The sequence below is a fragment of the Thermanaerovibrio acidaminovorans DSM 6589 genome, from assembly GCF_000024905.1.
GTDB classification, from domain to species: Bacteria; Synergistota; Synergistia; order Synergistales; family Synergistaceae; genus Thermanaerovibrio; species Thermanaerovibrio acidaminovorans.
Genome location: NC_013522.1, coordinates 1,702,070 through 1,725,058, shown reverse-complemented (window position 1 = coordinate 1,725,058; position 22,989 = coordinate 1,702,070). Strand labels below are relative to the sequence as shown.

Below are 22,989 nucleotides of genomic sequence, written 5' to 3'. Positions count from 1 at the left end.
CAGACCCACCGCTATGTTTATTATGGATCCCGGATGCCCTCGATGCCGATGACTTTTGTAAGGGCATTCCTGGCGTTGCTTTAATATAAACCCCCTTTCATCCTGTGGACCCATTAACTATAATGGGCGTGTCTTATCCAGCTTTGGATGGAGGTGTCCCGGATGTCCCACAGTGACCATGTGCTGATAAAACGTCTCCTGGATGTGATCGAGAACGATATAGTCCCCCTGACAGATCGGGCGGTCCGAATAGGCTGCAAGGTCTTCGGCGCCGCGGTGCTCCGTAGGGACGATCTGTCACTGGTGGTGGCGGGTACCAACCAGGAGGCCTTCTCCCCCCTTTGGCACGGGGAGGTCTACACCATAAAGCTCTTCTATGATCTCCAGGGGCACCCGGACCCCAAGGACTGCATATTCCTCTCCACCCACGAGCCTTGCTCCATGTGCATATCCGCCTTGTCCTGGTCGGGCTTCAAGGATATATATTATTTCTTCGGGTACGAGCACACGAAAGACGACTTCAACATACCTCACGACATCCAGATGCTGAAGGATGTCTTCGGTTGCGATCATCCCACCAACTCAAACCGGTACTATACCAAGAGATCCATCTTGGAGATGGCTAGACAGCTTCCTTCAGAGCTACTTCCCCCCGTGGAGGCCCGCATTGAATCCATAAGGGACGCCTACCGCCGCATGTCCGAGCTCTACCAGGCGGGAGAGAAGAAGATGATCCTGAAGTAGTGATCCCGCAAAAGAGCGTGGGGCCCCGCAGGGCCCCACGCTTGGCTTTTCTCCTGTCCCTTTGGCTATCCCTTGAGGCTCAGGGTGGAGGAGTCGTGCTTGAACCTGCCTATCAAGGTCTTCAACTTCTCCGCCATCTGGCTCATCCGCTGCGCCGCCTGGGCCACCGCGGACAGCCGGTCGAAGTAGAGGTCCACCTGAAGGGCCCTGTCCTGGATCATCTCCGCCCCGGCGGTGTTCACCTGCCGGTTCAGCATCTGGTAGCTGTTGTAGGTCACCACCCCCACCATGACCACCATCAGCGCCGTTACCCCCGCCGCCAACAGCAGGAGCTTGCCCCGGATCGTCAATCTCAGTTCCCCCTTCGAATTAAAATAGCCTTTGGTGGTAGAAAAGGTTCGCGACAGATAAAATTATATCGGAAACATTGTGCCGTAGATATCGAAGTTTGGATCCGGTCTAGTTTTCGCTATTGCAAGAATTGCCGCCCCGGGATGAGGCCCGGAAGAACCATCGGAGGCACCGGTGCCGGGCCCTTTGAGGGATGAGGGGCATGAGGGTGGTCCTCATCTTCCCCGACGCCTTGGGGACGCAGATCACCTTGCCGGATTGGAGGGCCCGGATGGACTCGTCCACCACCTCCTGGGGGGTGATCCACCGGATCAGGGGGCTTCTGGAAAGGCTGGCCCCCTCCTGCCCCATTCGGGGGTGGAAGTCCGACCTGGTCATGCCGGGGCACAGGGCCTGGATCCTTATCGGTGTCCCCATAACCTCCAGGGCCACCGACTCGGTCCACCGGAGGAGGAACGCCTTGGCCCCCGAGTAGACCGAGTTCCTCATCACCGGCAGGAACGCCGCCTCGGAGGACACATTGACTATGGTCCCCCCGGAGCCCTCAAGCATGTATTTGAGGGCCCCCTGGGTCAGCCTGAGGGGGGCCATAACGTGCACCTTAACCAGCGCCTCCCAGGTCTTCCTGGGGGTGTCCACAAAGTAGCTCCTTATACCGAACCCTGCGTTGTTTACCAGGAAGGAGGGCCTCTCCCGGGTCAAGACCCGTTCCAGCTCCTCCAGGTCCCGGTCCCGGGTGAGCTCCGCCTCCAGGGTGGACACCGATACCCGGTGCCGGTGGCGAATCTCCTCCGCCCGGGCGTTCAGCACCTCCATCCGCCGGCCGGTGATGATCAGGTGGTACCCCATGGAGGCCAGCCTGTCCGCGTAGGCGAGCCCTATCCCGCTGGTGGCCCCAGTAACCAGCGCAAGCCTGCCTTCCCTCATGCCTAATCCCCCTTTGTGGTGTATCATGTTCTAAAATGATACACCATGACTTGGGGGTGCCGGGTTTGGCGGAGGGGGTCCAGAGGGACAGTTTAAACGGGGTGCTCTGCATGTTGGGGGCTTACTTCCTCTGGGGGGTGCTTCCCGTCTACTGGAAGGCGTTGGGGCACGTGGAGCCGCTGGTGATCCTGTGTCACCGGATAGTGTGGTCGTCGGTCCTGTTGGCCCCGCTGGTCCTCTGGCTTCGCAGGGGGGAGGTTAGGGCCCTGCTGAGATCCCCCGGGCGGGTGGGGTTTCTGGCCTTGAGCGGCGCGGCGGTGGGGGTGAACTGGCTGATATACATATGGTCCGTGAACTCCGGCCGGATCCTGGAGACCAGCCTGGGCTACTTCATCCTGCCCCTTCTGAACGTGGTGGTGGGGCTCGTCTTCTTCCGGGAGCGGATCACTACCCTCAAAGGGCTGGCGGTGCTGGCCGCTGCGTCGGGGGTGCTCTTCGAGCTGGTCCGCCAGGGGGCGCTCCCCATGGCGGCGCTGGGCCTGGCGGGCTCCTTCTGCGTCTACGGGATCCTCAAGAAGAGGGTGCCGGTGGACCCCCTGGTGGGGCTCTTCCTGGAGACCTCCATCCTGTCGGTACCGGCGATGCTGTTCCTTGGGATGCGGGGGATGTTCGGCTGGGGGCCCGGGACCATGTGGCTCCTGTTCAGCGCCGGGCTGGTCACATCCCTTCCCCTTTGGCTCTTCGGCCTGGGGGCCCGGGGTGTAAGGATGGTGACCATGGGTTTCCTTCAGTTCCTGTCCCCGGGGATATCGTTCCTCATAGGCCTGCTGGTCTACGGGGAGGCCATGTCCTCCGCCCGGATCGTGGCCTTTTGTGCCATCCTGGTTGGGGTTTCCCTCTACGGGCTGGACTCGGTCATTGGCATGCGGCGCCTTCCCGGTTCCCAGGAGGGGTGAGGGGGCCATTGGCCCCCCTGTTTCGTCACGCCTTTACCAGCCTCTCCTTGAGCTTTTCCAGCATGTGGACCGTCATCCGGTCCAGGTCGTACTTGGGGGCGAAGCCCCACTCCTCCCGGGCGGCGGAGCAGTCCAAGCTGTCTGGCCAGGACTCGGCGATGGACTGCCTCAAGGGGTCCACGTCGTACTCCAGCTTGAAGTCCGGTATGACCTTTCGGATGGACTGGGCGATCTCCTCTGGGTCGAAGCTCATGGCGGATATGTTGAAGGCGTTGCGGTGCTTTAGCTTGGAGGGATCCGCCTCCATCAGTTGCACGATGGCCTCCAGTGCGTCGGGCATGTACATCATGTCCATGTAGGTCCCCTTGGCGATGAAGCTGGTGTAGCTCCCCTTGGTTATGGCGTCGTAGTAGATGTGGACCGCGTAGTCGGTGGTGCCACCCCCTGGGGGGGTGACGTAGCTTATGAGCCCCGGGAACCGGAGCCCCCGGGTGTCCAGGTTGAACTTGAGGTGGTAGTAGTCGCAGAGCATCTCCATGCTGGCCTTGGCTATGCCGTACACGGTGGTGGGCCGCTGGATGGTGTCCTGGGGGGTGTTGACCCTGGGGGTGGTGGGGCCGAAGGCGGCGATGGAGCTGGGGAAGAAGAAGGCGCAGCGGTGCTCCCGGGCGGCCTCCAGCATGGCCACCGTGCCGTTCACGTTTATGTCCCAGGCGAAGTTGGGGTTCTCCTCCCCCTTGGCGGAGAGGATCCCCGCCATGTGGATCACCGTGTCCGCCTTGAAGGCCCCGATCAGCTCCGAGGCCCTCCTGCCGTCCCTCACGTCCAGCAGGTCGAAGGGGCCCTGGGCCAGGTCCCCCTCTGGGGCCTTCACGTCCGTGGCCAGCACGTTGGACTCCCCGTATATGCTCCTGAGGTAGGGCACCAGCTCAGAGCCTATCTGCCCGCCGGCGCCAGTTACCAGTATCCTCTTCATCCTAGAGCACCCCCATATCCTTGGCCACCTCGGAGAACTTGTCCACCGCGAAGAGCAGGTCCTCCTCCGTGTGGGCGGCGGAGACCATGGCCCTTATCCGGGCCTTCCCCTTGGGAACCGTGGGGTAGACGATGGCGGTGGCGAAGACCCCCTTCTCGAAGAGCCGTCGGCTGAACTCCTTGGCGGTGGTGGCCTCCCCCAGCATGACCGGCGTTATTGGGGTCTGGCTGTTGGCGGTGTCGAAGCCCGCCTTGGAGAGGTGCTCCTTCAGGAAGTTGCCGTTGCGCCACAGGCGCTCAACCAGCTCGGGGCTCTCCTCCAGTATCTCCAGGGCCGCCATGTTGGCCGCCACGTCGGGCACCGTGAGGGCGCTACTGAAGAGGTTGGGCCGGGCCTTCTGCCTCAGGTACTCGATCAGCTCCCTCCTGCCGGCGATGACGCCCCCCATGACCCCGAAGGCCTTGGAGAGGGTCCCCACCTCCACGTCCACCAGGCCGTGCAGGTGGAAGTGGTCCACGATGCCCCTGCCGGCCCTGCCCAGGACCCCCTCCCCGTGGGCGTCGTCCACCACCAGGATCACGTCGTACCGGTCGCAGAGCTCCCGTATGGCGGGCAGGGGGGCTATGTCTCCGTCCATGGAGAAGACCCCGTCGGTGACCAGTAGCTTCCTCCGCCCCTGACCCTTGGTCTCCTCCAGCACCCGCTTGAGGTCCTCCATGTCCGAGTGGGCGTAGCGGATGACCCGGGCCTTGGAGAGCCGGCAGGCGTCGATGATGGAGGCGTGGTTCAGCTCGTCGCTGTAGATGATGTCCTCCTCGGAGGGCACCAGGGTGGGGATCACCGCCAGGTTGGCGCAGAACCCGGACTGGAGCAGCATGGCGTCCTCCGCTCCCTTGAAGGCGGCGATCCTGCGCTCGAACTCCACGTGGATCGACATGGTGCCCGCTATGGTCCTAACCGCTCCGGGGCCAACCCCGTAGGTGTCCACGTACTCCTTGACCTTGCTCACCAGCCGAGGATGGCTACACAGCCCCAGGTAGTTGTTGGAGCAGAGGTTGAGCACCTTCCGCCCCTCGATGGTCACCCATGGCCCCTGGGGGCTCTCGATGGTCCTTATGTTGCCGTAGAGCCCCGCCTCCTTCATGGCGGTGAGCTCCTCGTTTATGAAGCTAAGCCGTCCCACCAGTCATCCCTCCCCTATGGGATTTTTCAGACTTGAGTATGATTAATCCCCATTGGGCCGTCAAAGGGATATAATTGGCCTTGCTGCCTTATAAAAGGAGTTTCATGAAATATATTGACCGTGGGGTGATCGGGTTGACCAACCTGGAGGAGCTAAGGGAACTGGCGTCCCGCCGGGAGGGGGATCTGGCGGCGCCGTACTTCATAGCCTCGGTACTGCGGGAGGCCATATATAGGGGGATCCTGCCGGAGGGGTATCAGTTGCACCAGGCCCAGCTGGCCCTGATGCTTGGGGTGAGCCCCATACCGCTGAGGGAGGCGCTTCGGATCCTGGAGAGCGAGGGGCTGGTGGCCTTCCGGGGCCACAAGGGGGCCTACGTGACCTCCCTCTCGGTGGAGGAGGCCCGGGAGCTGTACGAGATGGTCTGCCAGCTGGAGGTGCACCTGCTGCGCCTGGCGTTCCCCAAGATAACCCGCAGCATCGTGGAGGAGGCCCGGGGGATACTGGACCTCATGGAGCGGGAGGACGACTGCATCGCCTGGCGGGACCTGAACGAGCGGTTCCACGGCCTCTTCTACGAGCCGGCGGAGCGCCCCCTCATCATGTCCGTCCTGGCCCGGTTCCGGCAGAACACCGACAGGAACATAAGGATCCACCTACCCTGCATGAGGGAGGAGTCGGAGCGCCAGCACCGGCGGCTCCTGGAGCTGGTGGAGGCCCAGGACCTGGAGGGGGCGGTGGAGGCGTTGAGACATCACCTGGAGTACACCTCGAACGATCTACAGTCTTGCATGAGGAGACATGGTAAGACCTCGCCCCCTCGAAAGCGGTGAACTGCCGGAGATCTTCGCCCATCGAATGGATCAGATCGAACTTTCGGTGCTTAAGCCCCGGCAATGCGGGCATATGGGCGTACGATGTGGTCCGGCTTTACTAACGAGCCACCTTGTGGTATTTAAACGAATGAGGCCTCCGAGTCCCTCCTCCTAAGGGAAGATCTGCCTATGGGGCGGGACCGAAGGGCCCTGGGGGAAACCCCTGGGCCTCCCGCGTTTGGAAAGGAGGGCCCGAATCGTCCGTGCGAGACGGTTTTGAGGAGGCCGGCGCCCGCTGAGGGGTCGGCCTCGTTCAGTTGGGTCCTCGGAAGACTGATCAAGGAGGAATCGTCAATGAGGAAGAGGAAGATTGGGTTCGCTCTGATGGGGTTGATGGCCTTGTTGGCCACAGCGTGGCTTGGCGTCCCCGCCTCCGCCTCCCAGGTGCTCCGGATGGCCACCACCACCAGCACCGAGGCCACGGGGCTTTTGGACGTGATTGCCCGGGAGTTCAGGGCCGACACGGGGATAGATCTCCAGTGGGTGGCGGTCGGGACCGGCAAGGCCCTGGAGTACGGCCGGAGGGGGGACGTGGACGTGGTGTGGGTCCACGACCCGGAGCAGGAGGAACGGTTCCAGGCTGAGGGCCACGGGGTGAACAGGAGGCGCACCATGTACAACGACTTCGTCATCGTGGGCCCCTCCTGGGACCCCGCCAAAGTAAGGGACGCCAAGTCCGCCCGGGAGGCCTTCGGCCGGATCCAGATGTCCGGCTCGGTCTTCGTGAGCCGGGCGGACCGGTCCGGGACCCACATGGCGGAGCTTCGCCTCTGGGGCAAGGTCCCCACCAGGCAGGACCGGTGGTACCTGGAGTCCGGCCAGGGGATGATGGAAACCCTCCTGATGGCCCAGGAGAAGGGAGGCTACACCCTCACCGACCGGGCCACCTTCACCAAGTATCTGGAGAAGGCCCCCAAGGGGCTCGAGATCCTCTTCGAGGGGGATGGGGTCCTCAGGAACCAGTACAGCCTCATGGCGGTTAACCCCGCCAGACACGATAACGTGCGCTACCATCTGGCGGTCAAGTTCATAAACTGGGTCTGCTCCAGGCGGGGCCAGAGTTTGATAGGGGACTTCAAGATCTCGGGCCGGCAGATCTTCTTCCCCAACGCCCAGGGGGGCGGTACCCAGTAGCAATGGACTTCCTGGCGGAGGGGTTTCTCGGGGCCTTCAACGTTATCCGCTCCGGCGATCCGGAGTTCCTAAACATCCTCCTGGTGACCGCCAGGACGTCGGGCCTGTCGATCCTCATGGCGTCCCTCATGGGCTTCCCCCTGGGGGTGGCCCTTGGTGCCTTTCGCTTCCCATTCCGGCGGAGCGTGAGGCTCATCTCCGACAGCCTCCTGTCGGTGCCCACGGTGGTGGTGGGCCTCTTCGTCTACGCCCTCATATCCAACCGGGGGCCCTTCGGCAGGGCTCAGCTCCTCTTCACCGTGGAGGGGATGGCCATCGGTCAGGCCGTGCTGGCGCTACCCATAGTGGTCTCCCTGACCGCGTCTGCGGTGGAGTCCGTGGACCAGCGGCTGGTGATGACCCTCAAGACGCTGGGGGCCCGGGGGTTGCGGCTTTTGGGGTCTGTAATGCTGGAGATGAGGCACCACTTGCTCATGACGCTGATGACCGCCTACGGCCGGGTGGTGGCGGAGGTGGGGGTGTCCATGATGATCGGGGGCAACATAAGGTGGCACACCAGGACCATCACCACCGCGGTGACCTTCGAGGCCTCCCGGGGGAACTTCGGCATGGCGATGGCCCTGGGGCTGGTGTTGCTCCTCATATCCGCCCTGCTCAACGGCGCCATATCCTTCCTGAAGGGTAGGTGGCGTCCGTGAGAGCCGTTATGGAGGCCATGGGGCTCCAGTTCGGCTACGGGGCGGGGTTACAGGTGGTGGCGGACCGGCTCGTGCTTGGAGAGGGGCGGATCATGGGGCTCATAGGCCCCAACGGTAGCGGGAAGAGCACCCTGCTCAAGCTGCTGGCCCTGCTGCTGCCCCCCCAGGAGGGGCGGATCCTGTTCATGGGGGATGACGTTAGGGGCCGGGAGGGGGCGTTGCGGGGGCAGGTCACCATGCTCCTTCAGGAGCCGTACCTGCTGAAGCGCTCCGTTTACTCCAACGTGGCCTACCCGGTCAGGTCCATGCCGGACCGGGAGGACCGGATCCGGGAGGCCATCCGCATGGTGGGCCTGGGGGATGGCTTCCTGGACCGGCCCTGGTATCGGCTGTCCGGCGGGGAGGCCCAGCGGGTGGCCCTGGCGTCCCGGCTGGCATTGCACCCCCGGGTACTGATCCTGGACGAGCCGGTCTCCAGCGTGGACCGGGAGGGGGCCCAGGTGGTCCGGGATGCCATCCTGTCCGCCCGGGAGAGGTGGGGCACGTCGGTGCTGGTTACCAGCCACCAACCCTCGTGGCTCTCGGGGCTGTGTGACGGGTTCTGGACCATGGGGGAGGGGCGTCTGTCGGGTCCATATGGCCTTAAGGGGGATGAGGTTGTACCATAGCCCTGTCTAGAAGGCTGGGAGGTGCTGGTTTGCTCAAGGTCAACCTGGCGGGCCCCCCTCACCTGGAGCTGAACGGGGAGAGGGTCCGTTTCCCCTTTCGCAAGCTGGAGGCCATGGCGTACATGCTCTTCGACCAAGGGAGCATGCTCCGAGATAGGCTATGCCACCTTCTGTGGGAGGACAAGCCCCAGGCCTCCGCCAGGAAGAACCTGAGGAACGCGGTCTACGTGCTCCGCCGCATCCTGCCCCAGGAGCTGGTGGAGCTGGACCGGGACGTGGTGGTGCTGGACCCGTCGGGGGTGGAGCTTGACCTGGACCTGTTCGATCGGTTCGACCGGATATCCGACGATGACCGGGACGGGCTTGGACGGGAGTTCCTGGAGGGTTTCGAGCTGGAGGGGGCCCCCGCCTTCGGCGAATGGCTCCGGGAGCGCCGTCGGGAGCACGCCCGGCGCTTTGTGTCCGCCGCCCGGGACCTGGGGGAGCACCTGCTGGGCCAGGGGGACTTCGGGGGGGCCACCCGTTGGTTCGAGCGGGCCTTTCAGATGGACCCCCTGGACGAGGCTTCCGCCAGGCGGCTGATGGAGCTTTACCACCGGTCCGGGTGGTCTGCGGGTCCTGCGGAGGTCTTTGAGACGTTGCGGTCCCGGCTGGAGGGGGAGTACGGCCTCTCCCCCTCGGCGGAGACGGTGGAGCTATACGAGAGGATCCGGTCGTCCCGTCCCACCGTCAGGGACTTCCACGCCATCGCCCCCATGACCCCCGGGGGATCTCCACGCCGGGCCTCCGGGGCGTACCGTCCCGACCTGGTCTGGGCGGTGACGGGCCCATCCGCCCTGGATGCGGCCCGGGAGGAGCTGGGGGGCTCAGACGATCCCTACGTTTCCTTCCACTATCCTTCCCCCTCGTGTCACCCCCTTGTCTCAGCCCTTAGGGCCCTGAAGGTGGACGTCCGGTCACTTTCCTCCATGGACCGGGCGGAGGAGGCCCTGGTGGAGGCGGCGGGGCGCCTTGATGCCCGACTACTGGTGCACCTTAGGGGGCCCCTTGGGGATCCGGAGGCGGAGCTACTGGGGCGGATCGTCCAGGCCCGGAGGCTCTCCCGGTTGGGGCTACTGATCGCCAGCCCCCTTCCGGAGTGGCTGGGGGGTCTTGAGGTGGATGGTCCGGTGGAGGCTCACGGTATGGATCCCGGGGTGCCCACGGACCCGTGCTCGGTCATGGCTGCCATAGCCCCCGAGGGGGCCACGGGGGAGGAGATGCAATCCGTCCCCCTGGGTGGGGAACTTATCTCCCAGGGGGACCCAATGGGGCGGGTCTGGTTCGCCCCGAGGGACGCCCGTCTGAGGGACCGGATCCTGGCCGCCGCCCCGGAGGGGCTGGTGAGCCACCTGTCCCGCAGGGCCCTCAAGGTCTGGCTTGGCCGGGCCCTCCTGGACCACCTGGACTGGGCCGCCTGGCGGATGGGGGCCTTCCATCTGGGCCTTGCGGGGGATGAGGAGGCCCGGATGTACTGTTGGGCCATGGAGGTGAGGGCCCGGCTGGCTATGGCCTCCCGCCTGTCGGGCTGTGAGGTCCTGCTCCGCCCCCCGTCCAGGGAGGAGGTGGAGATGGCGAAGGAGCACCTGTCCCGCGGTGGGGAGGTGCTCCTTAGGATCAGGCGCCTGGTCCTTGACTAGTCCACTATGACCGCCAGGAAGGTGAGGTGCCCCTTGCCCACGTTCCTTATGGAGTGGGAGTGGCCCCGCTGGAGCACCAGCATGTCCCCGGGGCTCACCTTGTGCTCCACCCCGTCCTCGGTGTAGAGCCCCTCCCCCTCCATGATCACGTAGAGCTCCTCGTTGGTGAGGTGCTCGTGCTCCCCCACGCTGGCCCCAGGGTCCAGCCGGATGGTGCCGATCATCCTGAAGTGGCTTCCATCCAGGTCATCGTGGGGGGCTATGGCGTACCGGTTCCAGCTGCCCCCGTCGCCCCCCTGCAGGTTCTCCCGCCTCACGGGGGTCATGTCATGAAACTTGCGGATCATGTCTTGGATCCCCCCTTTGGCTTGAGTTCCCCCGATCTCCCCTCCTGGGGCTTGGGGTTCTGGGGCTCCTCGTTGGCCAGCAACATGCAGTTCCATCCGCACCGGGCCCTGTCGGTGCAGGTCCCCAGGATCAGTATGCAGTGTCTCTCCTCTTTCACCTGTAACACCTCCGCTTTGGGGACAATGATACCACGGTTCAGATCTCCTCGAACCGGTAAGACCCAAGGACGGTCAGGGAGGCGGTGCGCTCCTTGAGGCGCCCAAGCGCCTGGCTCAGGGGCGGGGCGGACGCATCCCCCTCGATGTCGGCGAAGAAGGCGTACTCGAAGGGGTTCTGGGGTATGGGGCGGGACTGGATCATGAGCAGGTTGACCCCCTGATCCGCCAGGGCGGAGAGGGCGTCGCACAGGGTGCCGGGCCGGTGGGGGAGGGTGAAGACCAGGGTGGTCCTGTCGCCCCCGGAGGTGCCGTTGGTGGACAGCACCAGGAACCGGGTCTTGTTGTTTGGGGAGTCCTGGATGGACCGGATCACGGTTTTGAAGCCCAGGGCGGCGGCGCACCGGGCGCCGCATACCGCCCCCTGCCCCTCCTCCAGGGCCCGTCGGGCCCCCTCGCTGGTGGAGCTAACCTCCACCAGCTCCGCCTGGGGCAGGTTCCGGGCAAGCCACTCCTCGCACTGGCCCAGCGCCTGGGGGTGGGAGTAGACCCGCCTTATCTTCCCCATGTCCTCCCCGCCGAAGGCCAGGCAGTGTTCGATCCTCATCCTCACCTCCCGGACGATGCGCACCACCGACTTGGCGGAGAGCAGCGCGTCCAGGGTGGGGTAGACCACCCCCTCGATGGAGTTCTCCACCGGCAGCACCGCCAGGTCCGCCGCCCCGGAGGTGAGGCTCTCCACCCCCCGCCGGGGGTCCTTGACGAACAGGATCTCCTCCGATGAGCCGAAGGCCCTCAGCGCCGCCTCGTGGGAGTGGGACCACTCGGGCCCCATTGCCGCCAGGGTGAGCCCCCCCTGGACCTTCCGGCTGGCCCCCATGAGTTCCGCCATCAGGGCCCGCACCAGCCCCTCCCCCAGGTGCCCGTGCCGCTTCAGCCGGTCGGCCAGCACCTCCGCCTCCCTGCGAGGGTCGTATATGGGGCCGTCCCCCTTGGCCTTCCCTATCTCCCGGGCCACCTGGAGGCGCTGTCCCACCAAGTCCATGATCTGGTGGTCTATCCGGTCTATCCGCTCCCGTAGCTCCGCCAGGTCCTCCCTTTGGTACATCAAGCTTCCCTCCTAGGCTGGTCTGATTGGGGGAGATTATGGGCCAAAGGGGCCCGGTTGTGAAGCGCGGGTTTCACGTGCAACCCCATGGCGCATGGGTTATCATGGTGAAGGACGTGTTCAAACCCTTTTCAAGCCAAGCGAGGGGGTGTGGCCCTTGAAGTTCGAGTTCTACAACCCTACCCGGCTGATCTTCGGCGCCGGCGTTCTGGAGAAGTTGGGGGAGGCGGTTCGTCCCCTTGGCGGGCGGGCCCTGCTGGTGATGGGGCGGGGCAGCGCCCGTCGCAGCGGCCTTTACGATCGGGTGGCGGGGATCCTGTCCGCCTCGGGGGTCTCGGTGGTCCCCTTCGAGGGGGTGGAGCCCAACCCGCGGCTGGACACGGTCCTTCGGGGATCTGAGGCCGCCAGGTCCGAGGGGTGTGACGTGGTGGTGGCCCTGGGGGGAGGTAGCGTTATGGACGCCGCCAAGGTGATGGCCGCCGGGGTCTTCTACCCCGGGGACCTGTGGGATATGATGTACGTGGGGCCCCGGAGGCCCCGGTTGCCCGAGCGGGCCCTGCCCATCGTGACGGTGCCCACCTTGGCGGCCACCGGCTCCGAGATGAACGATGGGGCGGTTATAACCTACCAGGACCTTAAGGTTAAGGCCTTCGTGGAGGCGGAGTGCCTGTTCCCCCGGGTGGCGGTGGTGGATCCGGAGCTGACCCTCACGGTGCCCCGAAACCAGACCGCCTACGGGGTCAGCGACATCATAGCCCACGTGACCGAGGCCTACTTCAACGGGGTGGACGGCACCCCCATCCAGGACTCCTTCGCCGAGGGGGTCCTGAGGGCCGTTGTCCAGTGGGGGCCAGTGGCGGTGGAGGAGGGGGGCAACCTGGAGGCCAGGACCCAGGTCCAGTGGGCCTCGGTGGTGGCCCTGAACGGCTGGGTCCAGGTGGGGACCCGGGGGGCCTACCCGGTGCACATGATGGAGCACACCCTGTCGGGGATCCACGACGTGCCCCACGGGGCTGGGCTGGCGGTGCTCAACCCCGCCTGGATGAGGTTCGCCGCCCCCCACAGGCCCGAGCGGTTCGCCCAGTTCGCCCGGAACGTCTTCGGAGTCCGGGAGGAGGATCACCTCACCGCTGCCATGAGGGGAATCGAGGCCCTGGAGGACCTGCTTAAGCGCATGGGCTGTCCCCTCACCCTGGGGGAGCTGGGGATCTCGGACCCGGATCCGGAGCTCTACGCCAGGGCCACCCTGGAGGTGGCGGGGGACCGGGAGGGGATGCTCCGGGGCCGTCCCGGGATGTCCCGCCTCGACCTGGTGGGGATATTCCGGTCCGTCCTGTAGTCCCCGTCATGGCCATTGCGGATCCGTCGGACCGTTTCGCCCGGGTCCTTCTGGGGCTGGCGGTGGGGGACGCGCTGGGCTGGCCAAACGAGCGCTGCTCCCGGGTGGAGAAGCGGATCCTGGAGTCCCCCCCGGGGGGCTTCCCCCTGTGGGAGATGGACCGGGTCAGGATCCTGCCCGGGGAGTACAGCGACGACACCCAGCTGACATTGGCGGTGGCCCGGAGCCTGATGAGCCCCCGTTGGGAGGAGCACCTGTCCACTGCGGAGCTGCCCTTCCTGCTCCGGTATCAGCGGGGGGCCGGGAGGGCCACCCTGGAGGCGGCCAGGAGTTGGGCTCGGGGGGTCCCCCCATGGCTGGGGGTTCAGGGGTACGTGGCCGCCGGGGGCAACGGGGTGGTGATGCGCATAGCCCCCCATGTGATGGTGGGGCTGGTCTCGGGGGACCTGGAGGGGACCCTGTCCCGGGTCTTCAGGGACGGGCTCATGACTCACGGACATCCCCGGGCCCTGCTTGGGGCCCTGTGTCACGCCTTCTGCCTCTGGTTCCTTGGCGTCCAGGAGGGAGGGTACGAAGACCTGCGGTCCGCCCTAGTGGCCCGGGCCGGCACCTGGGGGCGCCTCAGGGAGGAGGACCTTCCCCCCGGCTGGTTCCCCCCCGGTTGGGACCTGGGGCGCTACCAGCTCGAGTGGGAGTCGGTGCTGGATGCCATGTTGGTCCAGGTGGAGCGCATGTCCCTCCGGTGGGGTCCCATGGAGGGGCTTGGGGAGCTGGGGGGCGTGGGGCCCCGGGCGGGCACCGGGGACGCCACCGCCCTATCCGCCCTGTTCCTGCTGGGGCTCCACTGGGATAGCCCACTCGAGGGGCTCCTGCTGGCCTCTCGCCTCCGGGATGGGGATCCGGACACCCTGGCCTCCGTCCTGGGGGCCCTGCTGGGCATGCGGCACCGTAACGGATGGATCCCCGAGGGGCTGCGGGGGGTTCAGGACCAGGAGTGTCTCTTGAGGACCGCCGCGGCGCTTGGCTCCGGGGACCCGGTGGGGGCCGCCCGGGAGCTCATGGGGTCCTCGGTGGAGGGGCAGTGGAGGCCCTCCCCGATCGGGGAGATCCGCTCCCTGGGGACCAGGGATGGGCTGGAGAAGGTCCAGACCCGGCTGGGGCAGACGCTGTACCTGGTGGTGGTTTAGATCCGTGGAGGTGTTTTCATTGTCCCATGTTCCGTCGGTTAGGTTGAACAACGGGGTTTGGATGCCGGTCATCGGCTTCGGGGTATACGACACCGGCAGCCTTGAGGAGTGCGAGGCCTGCGTGAGCCAGGCACTGGAGGCGGGTTATCGGCTCATCGACACCGCCGCCATGTACGGTAACGAGGAGGCGGTGGGGCGGGCCATAAGGTCCAGCGGGCTCAGGCGGGAGGAGGTGTTCGTCACCACCAAGGTTTGGTTCACCGACTCGGGCTTCGGCCGGACCCGGGAGGCCTTCTTTCGGTCCCTGGACCGGTTGGGGCTCGATTATGTGGATCTGTACCTGATCCATCAGCCCTACGGGGACGTGTACGGCAGCTGGCGGGCCATGGAGGAGCTGTACCAGGAGGGGTTGATCCGGGCCATGGGGGTCAGCAACTTCCACGGGGACCGGCTCATGGACCTGGCGGTCCACGGTAGGACCACCCCGGCGGTGAACCAACTGGAGCTGCACCCCCTTTACCAGCGGGAGGATGACCTGGCGGTCCTGGCCCGCTACGGGGTGATGCCCCAGGCCTGGGGTCCCCTTGCCCGGGGGCGGGGCGGCATGCTGACCAACCGGGTGCTGACCCTGATAGCCGCCAAGCACCGCCGCACGGTAGCCCAGGTGGTGTTGAGGTGGCTGGTCCAGCGGGGCATCCCGGTGATCCCCAAGACGGTGAAGCGGGAGAGGATGGTGGAGAATCTGGCGGTCTTCGACTTCAACCTGGACGAGGCGGACCTGGAGGCCATCCGGGGGCTGGACACCGGGATGTCCTACTTCGGGGACCATCGGGACCCGTCCCACCTGGATAAGCTCGTGGCCTCCGGGCCCAGCCGATAAGACCATATAATAAATTAAAATGAATCTGGAGGTGGTTTTGTAATGTCCCGCGTTCCCTTCTGCACCTGCGTGGATCACCAGTGCTCTGCCCATCCGGTGAACCATGAGGAGGGGTGTACCCCCTGCGTTGCCAAGAACCTGGCGGAGGGTTGCATCCCGGTCTGTTTTTACCGAAAGATCGACCCGGACATGGACCGGAAGCAGGACTACTCCTTCAAGGGGTTCGCCAGGTTTGTGGAGGATCATCTGGGCCGCTAGTTGAAGGGTTAATTGACAGACTTTTCGCTTCCCCCTTGACATGTGGGAGCCATGGGGTATCATTCCGTGCCAATAAGATTTGAGGGGAAGGGGGTGCCGAAGGTGGTCGTAAGGATGGGATCCTTTGGGGTCAGCAGCTTCTACTTTTACTTTAGCGGGGGCCAGTGGCGGTATTACGCCAGTGGCCCGCTGCTCCATGGAGATCCGCATCCCCCGGCGGGGCCTTCGGCCAACCTCTTACCAGGTGCAACCGCATAACCCGCCATAGACCTGAAGCATAAGGGTCAAAAGGGCCGGAGCCGGATTTCCAGGGGCTCCGGCCCTTCGTTTTTATCTGGATCATTTGTGAGGGAGGGGGAAGTTCGATGATGACCGTGTTGGAGGTTGATCTGGGGCTAGGAGGACGGGGGCTTGCGGACCTCATGGACCGTTTGGCGGAAATGGGGCGAGAGGCCCGGCTGGTGAGCCTTGAGGGTGTCCGTTACGTGGTGGTCCATGGGAGGGTCTCCGCCTCGGACCTATCGGGCCTGCCGGTCCGGTGGGTTCGTTCCACCGGGGCGTCGTACCCTTTGGTTAGCCGGGAGGCGGGGGTTTGCGGTCCGGTCCGGGTGGGCTCCGTTGAGGTGGGGGGTGGGGATCTGGTGGTAATGGCGGGGCCCTGTTCGGTGGAGGGCCGGGACCAGATTGTGTGCACCGCCCTTGGGGTGAAGGAAGCGGGGGCATCGATCCTTCGGGGCGGGGCCTTCAAACCCAGGACGAACCCGTACAGCTTCCAGGGGCTTGGGGGGATTGGGGTTGGGCTTCTGAAGGAGGCCTCCCGGGTCTCCGGGCTGCCGGTGGTCACGGAGGTCATGTCCCCCGAGGACGTGGAGTGGATGTCCGAGGAGGCGGACCTGTTGCAGGTGGGGGCCCGCAACATGCAGAACTTCCCCCTCTTGAGGGAGGTGGGCAGGTCCCACCGGCCGGTGCTCCTGAAGCGGGGGATGATGGCCACCGTGGACGAGTGGCTTCAGGCGGCGGAGTACGTGGTCTCCTCCGGCAACCCGGGGGTGATCCTGTGCGAGCGGGGCATAAGGAGCTTCGACCGGGCCACCCGGAACCTGCTGGACCTCTCGGCGGTGCCGCTGGTGAAGCGGCTGTCCGGGTTGCCGGTGGTGGTGGACCCCAGCCACGGGACCGGCAGGCGGGACATGGTGATCCCCATGAGCCTGGCGGCGGTGGCCGCCGGGGCGGACGGGCTGATCGTGGAGGTGCATCCCTCCCCCAAGGACGCCCTCTGCGACGGGGACCAGTCGTTGGATCTGGACGAGTTCAGGGACCTTATGGGGGCCCTGGGGGCCCTGACGGGGGCCCTCAACGGCAGATGGGAGGTGCCCTCGTGGGAGCGGGTCGCCATGTTGGCATAGTGGGCCTGGGGCTCATGGGGGGATCCATGGCCATGGGGCTCTCCTCCGTCCCGGGGGTGTCCGTGTGGGGCTGGGACCTGGACCGGGGGACCCTTGAGCGGGCCCGGTCCATGGGGATCCTTGACGGGGCCGCCCGGGACCTGGGGGAGCTGGCGGAGAGGTGCCACCTGGTGATACTGGCGGTTCCCCCGTGGGAGGTGATCCCCCTGGCGATGGAGCTCTCCCCCTCCTTCCGGGGCTTCGTGATGGACCTGTCCAGCGTCAAGGGCCCCCTGGCGTTCCAGCTGGACCGTCTCTTCCCCGGCCGTTACCTGGGCTTCCACCCCATGGCGGGGAAGGAAACGGGGGGTCTTGAGAGCGCCTCCGGTGACCTCTTCAAGGGGGCGGTGTGCGTCCTGGTTCCGGGCCCCAGCTCCGGGAATGAGGCGTTGGCGCTGGGGCGGGAGCTGGCCTCCTGGCTTGGCGCCCGGTGGATCCTGCTGGGGCCCGGGGAGCACGACCGGGCAGCGGCGGTGGTGAGCCACCTTCCCATGCTCATCTCCCTGGGGCTGATGGAGCTGGCCCGGCGGCGGGATCAGGGGGGCGGGGCATTCGGGATGGCCGCCGGGTCCTTCAGGGACGCCACCCGGGTCTCCATGTCCCAGCCCTGGCTCCTGGCCCAGGTCCTGTCCATGAACCGGGGGAGTGTTAAGGAGGTGTTGGGGGAGCTGTGCTCCATCCTTGGGGAGCTGGCGTCCATGGATCAGGGGGATCTTGAGGCTCTGGCGGGGGAGCTTGGCTCCCTGAGGCGCCGGCTTGGAGAAGAAAAGGGGTGGTCCTGTTGAGCTGCGCCGAGGTGCTGGTGGATGACGTGGTGGTGGAGCCCTGTTCGGGGCTAAAGGGGGAGCTGCGGGTTCCGGGAGACAAGTCCATCTCCCACCGGGCGGCGTTCCTGGGGGCCCTCTCCGACGAGGGTATCCGGGTGGACAACTTCTCCAGCGGGGAGGACTGCGCCTCCACCCTCAGGTGTCTGGAGGCCCTGGGGTTCTCGGTGGTCCGCTCCGGGGGGCGGGTTAGCGTATCCAGGGGTTCTGGCCCCTCGGACCCGGCGGAGCCCCTATACGCGGGCAACTCGGGGACCACCGCCCGGCTTCTCTGCGGTCTCATGTCCGCCGTGCCGGGGCTCTTCGGGGTGATCACCGGGGATGGCAGTCTCAGGGGCCGTCCCATGGGGCGGGTTGTGGAGCCCCTGCGGTCCCTAGGGGCCAGGATAGATGGCCGGGATGGGGGGCGGCTGCTGCCCCTGTCCATCCGGGGGGCTCGTCTCTCGGGGGGCAGGCTTGAGCTTCGGGTCCCCAGCGCCCAGGTGAAGACCGCCCTGATCCTGGCGGGGCTCATGGGGGGTGATGTGCTGACCGTGGCGGAGCCTCACCTGAGCCGGGATCATACGGAGGTGATGCTTGAGCACCTGGGGGTGCCGGTGAGGCGAAACGGGCTCTCCGTCACCGTCTACCCGGTGGACAGGGTGCCCGGCGGCGCCTGGGAGGTCCCGGGTGACATGTCCAGCGCCGCCTTCTGGCTGGTGGCGGGGGCGGTGGTGCCCCGGTCGGACCTGGTGGTCCGGGGGGTGTGTCTGAACCGGGGGCGCACCGGGCTGCTAGATGCCCTTAGGGCCATGGGGTGCCATGTGGAGGTCCACCCCAGATCACCCCAGGGTGGCGAGGCGGTGGGGGACGTGAGGGTCCGGCACTCGAACCTGCGGGGCATCAAGGTTCAGCCCCATCAGGTGCCCTCCATGGTGGACGAGTTGCCGGTGTTGGCGGTGGCCGCCTCCTTGGCCCAGGGCCAGACCGAGATCCGGGGGGCCGGCGAGTTGCGGCACAAGGAGTGCGACCGGATAGGCGCCATGGCCCAGGGGTTGAGCGCCATGGGGGTGAGGATCCGGGAGGTGGAGGACGGCTGGGTCATCCAGGGCAACGGTGGAGCTCCCCTGTCCCCCGCCCGGGTGGACTCCTACGGGGATCATCGGATCGCCATGGCCCTGGCGGTGGGGGCACTGGCGGCGTCGGGGCCGGTGGAGATCCGGGGTGCCTCCTGCGTGTCCATCTCCTACCCGGAGTTCTTCGATCACCTCAAGGGGCTGGTCTCATGATCGACGCCTCCACGGGTCTCATAGCCCTGCTGGGCTCCCCGGTGTCCCATAGCCTCTCCCCCAGGATGCAGAACCGGGCCCTCAGGGCGGCGGGGCTGAACTGCGTCTACCTGGCCTTCCACGTGGAGGGGGCCTTGGGGGAGGCGGTGAGGGGCCTTGGGGCCCTGGGTGCCCTTGGGGCCAACGTTACCATACCGTATAAAAAGGAAGCTTTCTCCCTCTGCGAGCCGGTGGGGCACGGGGTCCGCCTGGGGGCGGTGAACACCCTGGTGTTCCGTGCCAGGCGGGTCCTGGGCTACAACACCGACGTGGACGGGATCCTGTTCGCCCTTCGGGGGGCGTCGGTGGGAAGCGCCCTGTTGCTTGGGGCCGGCGGGGCCGCCCTGGGGGCCGCCATGGCGTTAGGCCTCATGGGATGCGGCAGGCTGACGGTGGCCTGCAGGAACCTGGCAGGGGGGGAGGATCTTGCCTCCCTGGCCCGGGGGTGGGGGCTCTTCCGCCGGGTCCAGGTGGTCCCCTTCGACCGGTTGAGGGCCCTGGATAGGGTGGATGCGTTGGTGAACGCCACGTCCCTAGGGCTCCCGGGGAATCCCTGGGATGCGGGGGTCCTCGAGGCCGCCCTGGGTGTCCTCGATCCCCGGGGGGTGGGGCTGGACCTGGTGTATGGGGAGGGGCCCACGGAGTTCGTGCGGGCAGGGGGCGGGATGGGTCTTTGGATGGTGGATGGCCGAGAGGTGCTCTTGGGTCAGGGGGCGGAGTCCTTCCGGCTCATCACCCGCATGGAGGCACCGCTGGAGGAGATGCGTATGGCCCTTTACGGAGGTGGTGGGGATGATCAGGTACCTTACCGCCGGTGAGTCCCACGGCCGGGGGCTGGTGGTGGTGGTGGAGGGGCTCCCGTCCGGCCTTGAGGTCCCGCAGGAGGCCATAGCGGGGGAGCTTCGGCGTCGTCGCCGGGGTTTCGGCCGGGGGCCCAGGATGGAGTTTGAGACGGATCGTCTCACCGTGTGGTCCGGCCTTCGGGGTGGGCTCACCACCGGAGCCCCGGTGGGGATCACGGTGGAGAACGCCGAGTGGGAACGGTGGAGGCCCGCCATGGACCCCTTTGGTCCCCTGGATCCAGAGGCGGTGGCATCCGGGGCCCTTGGCTGTCCCCGTCCGGGGCATGCGGACCTGGCCGGTGGGGTGAAGCACCAGCTGGAGGACCTGAGGAACGTGCTGGAGCGGGCCAGCGCCCGGAGCAGCGCCGCCGTGGTGGCCGCCGGGGCCCTGGCGAAGCTTCTCCTGGGGGAGCTGGGGGTTAGGGTCTTAAGCGCAGTTCTGTCCATCGGTTCCGCCCAGGTGGGTGCGCCGGAGGACCAGGAGGGCTGGCGGCGGGCCATGGAGAGCCCCATGGGTTGCGGTGACCCGGCGGGGGAGTCGGCCCTGGTGGAGGAGGTCCGGGGGGCCATGGAGGGGGGCTACAGCCTGGGGGGCACGTTCCTCCTGCGGGTCGCAGGGCTTCCGCCCGGGATAGGCTCCTATGCGGAGTGGGATCGCCGGCTGGACGGCCGGCTGTGTGGGGCCCTCATGGCCATACCGGGGATCAAGGCGGTTCAGGTGGGGGACGGGTTCGCCCTGGCGTCCAAAAGGGGGCACGAGGCCCACGACGAGATCGTGATCCACCGGGGGCGCATCCGTCGTCCCACCAACCGGTGCGGGGGTATCGAGGGGGGCATGAGCAACGGGGAGGACCTGTTGCTCACGTTGGGGATGAAGCCCATACCCACCATGAGGGTCCCCTTGAGGTCCGTGGACCTGAGGAGCCGGGAGGCCACGGGGGCCCACCGGGAGAGGACCGACGTGTGCGCGGTGCCCGCCGCGTCGGTGGTGGGTGAGGCGGTGGTGGCGTTGGTGATCGCCTCGGCGGTGGGTGAGCAGTTCGGGGGGGACCGGATGGAGGAGTTGCGGGAGCGGTTTCAGCTGTACCGGGAGAGGGCGGTGAGGTATCTGGATGCGGGGGATTGACCGGCCGGTTTTCATCACTGGCTTCATGGGGACCGGCAAGAGCACCGTTGGGCGGGAGCTGGCCCGGCTGCTTGGGGTTCCCTTTCTGGACACGGACCGGGCGGTGGAGATGCGAAGCCGCATGTCGGTGGATCAGATCTTCCGGGTTCACGGGGAGGCCCGCTTTCGCCAGATGGAGGCCCAGGTGGTGCGGGAGGCATGCGGTCTTAGGGGTTGCGTGGTGGCCTTGGGGGGTGGATCCCTCCTGGACCGGCGGATCAGGGACCAGGTGGCCTCCTCCGGGAGGCTGGTGTGCCTTGAGGTCCCGTTGGAGGAGCTGAGGCGTCGGCTGGCCGGGAGCCCTAGGCCCCCCATGGCGGGGGTGTCGCTGGAGGAGCTGATGGATCGAAGGCGGGAGTCCTACGCTGGTGCGGAGCTCTCGCTGGACGGGGGCGACCGTTCTCCGGCGGATCTCGCCCGGGAGGTGGCGGACCGGTTGGGGCTCCAGCCCATACCCACGGTGCCGCCGGAGCGCCTTCGGTTCGATGCCCTGGGGCTTGAGGTGGTGATCCTGGGGGGGGCGGCGGAGGACCTGTGGGGTCCCGTTGCGGAGCTGTCGGAGCTTGGGGAAGCCTTTGTGGTGGGGGACCTGCTGACCGGTCCCATGTTCGCCTCCGGCGTGGCTTGCCGCGGGGTGTCCCTGGTGCCCCGTGGCGAGGGGTCCAAGGAGCTGTCGGTGGCGGAGGGGCTGTACGACGCCTTCTGTGAAGCGGGGCTACGGCGCAGCTCCTGGGTGGTGATGGTGGGGGGTGGCACCGTGGGGGACGTGGGGGCCTTCGCGGGTTCCACGTACCTTAGGGGGCTGAGGCTGGTTCAGTGTCCCACCACCCTTTTGTCCCAGGTGGACAGCGCGTTGGGGGGCAAGTGCGGTGTTAACCGGCCCCAGGGGAAGAACCTGGTGGGGACCTTCGCCTTTCCGTCCCTAATGGTGTGTCACGTGGGGGTCCTCATGTCCCTGAGCTGGGACCACTTTAGGCAGGGGCTTGGAGAGATGGCCAAGTACGCCCTGATGGATCGGGAGTTCAGGGGTTGGCTTAGGGTTGCGGCGGGGGATCTTAGGCGGCGGGATCCGGTGGCCCTGGCGATGGGAGTTCGGCGGTGCGTGGAGATCAAGGCCCGGGTGGTGGAGCGGGATCCCTTCGAGCGGCTGGGGGTTCGGGAGGTGTTGAACCTGGGTCACACGATGGGGCACGGCATCGAGGCGGCAAGCGGTTTCAGGGTGGGACACGGGGATGCGGTGGCGGCGGGCCTTATGGTGGACTTGGCGTTGTCGGTCCGGCTGGGACTGTCGGATCCTTTGGAGATTGAGGAGCTTAAGGGGCTGTTGGGGTCGTTGGGCCTTCCGGTGGTGCCCTGTGGTGAGTGGGGGGAGCTGGAGGGTTACGTTCTGAGGGACAAGAAGGCGGTGGACGGGGGGATAAGGATGGTGTTGCCCGGCCGGTGCGGTCCGGAGGTTCGGGTGGTGTCGGTGGAGGAGCTGAGGCGGGCCTTCATGGAGGTGGTGAGGGGTTGAGGTATCACGTGATCAACGGGCCCAACATGAACATGTTGGGTCGTCGGGAGGCCATATATGGGAGCGTCACCCTGGCGGAGGTGGAGGCCATGTGCCGTCGCTGGGGGGAGGAGATGGGGGTTGGGGTGGAGTGTTTCCAGAGCAACCACGAGGGGGAGCTGGTGGAGGCGGTTCACCGGGCCTATGGGTCCCAGGGGTTGGTGATAAACGGAGCGGGGTACGGTTACACCAGCGTTGCGTTGAGGGACGCGGTCAGTGCGTGTCCGGCGCCGGTGGTGGAGGTACACATGACCAACGTGGCGGCCCGGGAGGCCTTTCGCCGGGAGAGCCTTTTGACGCCGGTGGTTCGGGGGTTGATCATGGGCTTCGGCGCCAGGGTCTACCTGTTGGCGCTGGAGGCCTTGAGGGGGGAGTGATCTTGTCAGTT

25 protein-coding genes and 1 riboswitch are annotated in these 22,989 nt (G+C 66.4%); of the genes, 18 read left to right on the top strand and 7 right to left on the bottom strand.

The genetic code is table 11. The annotated features are described in order from the left end of the window. The first annotated feature begins 162 nt into the window (after positions 1-162). A complete protein-coding gene (locus TACI_RS08580) occupies positions 163-744 on the top strand; it encodes a nucleoside deaminase (RefSeq protein WP_012870380.1) in 582 nt (193 codons plus the stop codon). A gap of 65 nt (positions 745-809) precedes the next feature. Here the strand turns inward: TACI_RS08580 and TACI_RS08575 are convergent, their stop codons facing one another. Both TACI_RS08575 and TACI_RS08570 read right to left on the bottom strand, forming a co-directional pair. After that, positions 810-1,094: a hypothetical protein gene (locus TACI_RS08575; protein WP_012870379.1), complete on the bottom strand. Its 285-nt coding sequence runs from the start codon at positions 1,092-1,094 to the stop codon at positions 810-812. A gap of 109 nt (positions 1,095-1,203) precedes the next feature. Continuing rightward, a complete protein-coding gene (locus TACI_RS08570; RefSeq protein WP_012870378.1) occupies positions 1,204-2,022 on the bottom strand; it encodes an SDR family NAD(P)-dependent oxidoreductase in 819 nt (272 codons plus the stop codon). Between the two features lie 65 nt (positions 2,023-2,087). Between TACI_RS08570 and rarD the strand changes: the two genes are divergently transcribed. Continuing rightward, complete coding sequence (gene rarD / locus TACI_RS08565; protein WP_012870377.1) at positions 2,088-2,978, top strand: EamA family transporter RarD; 891 nt, start codon at positions 2,088-2,090, stop codon at positions 2,976-2,978. 25 nt (positions 2,979-3,003) lie between these two features. Here the strand turns inward: rarD and TACI_RS08560 are convergent, their stop codons facing one another. Then, the gene (locus tag TACI_RS08560) at positions 3,004-3,954 is read right to left on the bottom strand and encodes an NAD-dependent epimerase/dehydratase family protein (protein WP_012870376.1); all 951 of its coding nucleotides are present in this window, start codon (positions 3,952-3,954) and stop codon (positions 3,004-3,006) included. A 1-nt stretch (position 3,955) separates the two neighbouring features. Further along, complete coding sequence (locus tag TACI_RS08555) at positions 3,956-5,137, bottom strand: glycine C-acetyltransferase (RefSeq protein WP_012870375.1); 1,182 nt, start codon at positions 5,135-5,137, stop codon at positions 3,956-3,958. A 125-nt stretch (positions 5,138-5,262) separates the two neighbouring features. On the opposite strand from TACI_RS08555, the gene TACI_RS09470 reads away from it, so the two are divergent. From TACI_RS09470 to TACI_RS08530, 5 genes are all read left to right on the top strand, one after another. Then, positions 5,263-5,970: a GntR family transcriptional regulator gene (locus TACI_RS09470; RefSeq protein ID WP_278007108.1), complete on the top strand. Its 708-nt coding sequence runs from the start codon at positions 5,263-5,265 to the stop codon at positions 5,968-5,970. 125 nt (positions 5,971-6,095) lie between these two features. Continuing rightward, a riboswitch (molybdenum cofactor riboswitch) is annotated at positions 6,096-6,218 on the top strand. Positions 6,219-6,306: 88 nt separating this feature from the next. After that, positions 6,307-7,146 carry an ABC transporter substrate-binding protein gene (locus TACI_RS08545; protein ID WP_012870373.1) on the top strand — a complete coding sequence of 280 codons (840 nt, stop codon included), beginning with the start codon at positions 6,307-6,309 and terminating at the stop codon, positions 7,144-7,146. A gap of 2 nt (positions 7,147-7,148) precedes the next feature. Beyond that, positions 7,149-7,844: an ABC transporter permease gene (locus TACI_RS08540; protein WP_012870372.1), complete on the top strand. Its 696-nt coding sequence runs from the start codon at positions 7,149-7,151 to the stop codon at positions 7,842-7,844. After that, complete coding sequence (locus TACI_RS08535) at positions 7,841-8,512, top strand: energy-coupling factor ABC transporter ATP-binding protein (protein WP_012870371.1); 672 nt, start codon at positions 7,841-7,843, stop codon at positions 8,510-8,512. The genes TACI_RS08540 and TACI_RS08535 overlap by 4 nt, the downstream gene beginning before the upstream one ends. 29 nt (positions 8,513-8,541) lie before the next feature. Beyond that, the gene (locus tag TACI_RS08530; RefSeq protein WP_012870370.1) at positions 8,542-10,191 is read left to right on the top strand and encodes an AfsR/SARP family transcriptional regulator; all 1,650 of its coding nucleotides are present in this window, start codon (positions 8,542-8,544) and stop codon (positions 10,189-10,191) included. On the opposite strand, the gene TACI_RS08525 is transcribed toward TACI_RS08530, so the two are convergent. The 3 genes from TACI_RS08525 to pheA are packed head-to-tail and all read right to left on the bottom strand — an operon-like array spanning position 10,188 to position 11,802. Next, entirely contained in the window at positions 10,188-10,538 is a 351-nt protein-coding gene (locus tag TACI_RS08525; RefSeq protein WP_012870369.1) for a cupin domain-containing protein, read from the bottom strand. The genes TACI_RS08530 and TACI_RS08525 overlap by 4 nt on opposite strands. Next, a complete protein-coding gene (locus TACI_RS08520; RefSeq protein ID WP_012870368.1) occupies positions 10,535-10,696 on the bottom strand; it encodes a hypothetical protein in 162 nt (53 codons plus the stop codon). Before TACI_RS08520 ends, TACI_RS08525 begins: the two co-directional genes overlap by 4 nt. Positions 10,697-10,734: 38 nt before the next feature. Beyond that, on the bottom strand, positions 10,735-11,802 hold the full coding sequence (gene pheA / locus TACI_RS08515) for a prephenate dehydratase (RefSeq protein WP_012870367.1): 1,068 nt from the start codon (positions 11,800-11,802) through the stop codon (positions 10,735-10,737). A 157-nt stretch (positions 11,803-11,959) separates the two neighbouring features. Between pheA and TACI_RS08510 the strand changes: the two genes are divergently transcribed. From TACI_RS08510 to TACI_RS08460, 11 genes are all read left to right on the top strand, one after another. Further along, positions 11,960-13,141, top strand: coding sequence for an iron-containing alcohol dehydrogenase (locus TACI_RS08510; protein WP_012870366.1), 1,182 nt, complete (start codon positions 11,960-11,962; stop codon positions 13,139-13,141). A gap of 8 nt (positions 13,142-13,149) precedes the next feature. Beyond that, on the top strand, positions 13,150-14,328 hold the full coding sequence (locus TACI_RS08505) for an ADP-ribosylglycohydrolase family protein (protein ID WP_012870365.1): 1,179 nt from the start codon (positions 13,150-13,152) through the stop codon (positions 14,326-14,328). A 19-nt stretch (positions 14,329-14,347) separates the two neighbouring features. Next, the gene (locus TACI_RS08500; protein ID WP_012870364.1) at positions 14,348-15,208 is read left to right on the top strand and encodes an aldo/keto reductase; all 861 of its coding nucleotides are present in this window, start codon (positions 14,348-14,350) and stop codon (positions 15,206-15,208) included. Positions 15,209-15,250: 42 nt separating this feature from the next. Next, positions 15,251-15,466, top strand: coding sequence for a DUF6485 family protein (locus TACI_RS08495; RefSeq protein ID WP_012870363.1), 216 nt, complete (start codon positions 15,251-15,253; stop codon positions 15,464-15,466). 365 nt (positions 15,467-15,831) lie between these two features. Beyond that, positions 15,832-16,872, top strand: a complete 1,041-nt coding sequence (gene aroF / locus TACI_RS08490; RefSeq protein ID WP_012870362.1) for a 3-deoxy-7-phosphoheptulonate synthase — start codon at positions 15,832-15,834, stop codon at positions 16,870-16,872. Then, positions 16,845-17,696, top strand: a complete 852-nt coding sequence (locus TACI_RS08485) for a prephenate dehydrogenase (RefSeq protein WP_012870361.1) — start codon at positions 16,845-16,847, stop codon at positions 17,694-17,696. The genes aroF and TACI_RS08485 overlap by 28 nt, the downstream gene beginning before the upstream one ends. Then, positions 17,693-19,003: a 3-phosphoshikimate 1-carboxyvinyltransferase gene (aroA, locus tag TACI_RS08480; protein WP_012870360.1), complete on the top strand. Its 1,311-nt coding sequence runs from the start codon at positions 17,693-17,695 to the stop codon at positions 19,001-19,003. Before TACI_RS08485 ends, aroA begins: the two co-directional genes overlap by 4 nt. Further along, a complete protein-coding gene (locus TACI_RS09465) occupies positions 19,000-19,860 on the top strand; it encodes a shikimate dehydrogenase family protein (RefSeq protein ID WP_012870359.1) in 861 nt (286 codons plus the stop codon). The genes aroA and TACI_RS09465 overlap by 4 nt, the downstream gene beginning before the upstream one ends. Beyond that, positions 19,835-21,010, top strand: a complete 1,176-nt coding sequence (gene aroC / locus TACI_RS08470) for a chorismate synthase (protein ID WP_012870358.1) — start codon at positions 19,835-19,837, stop codon at positions 21,008-21,010. The genes TACI_RS09465 and aroC overlap by 26 nt, the downstream gene beginning before the upstream one ends. After that, entirely contained in the window at positions 20,997-22,562 is a 1,566-nt protein-coding gene (locus TACI_RS08465) for a bifunctional shikimate kinase/3-dehydroquinate synthase (protein WP_012870357.1), read from the top strand. The genes aroC and TACI_RS08465 overlap by 14 nt, the downstream gene beginning before the upstream one ends. Further along, the gene (locus TACI_RS08460; protein ID WP_012870356.1) at positions 22,559-22,978 is read left to right on the top strand and encodes a type II 3-dehydroquinate dehydratase; all 420 of its coding nucleotides are present in this window, start codon (positions 22,559-22,561) and stop codon (positions 22,976-22,978) included. The genes TACI_RS08465 and TACI_RS08460 overlap by 4 nt, the downstream gene beginning before the upstream one ends. Positions 22,979-22,989 lie beyond the last annotated feature (11 nt).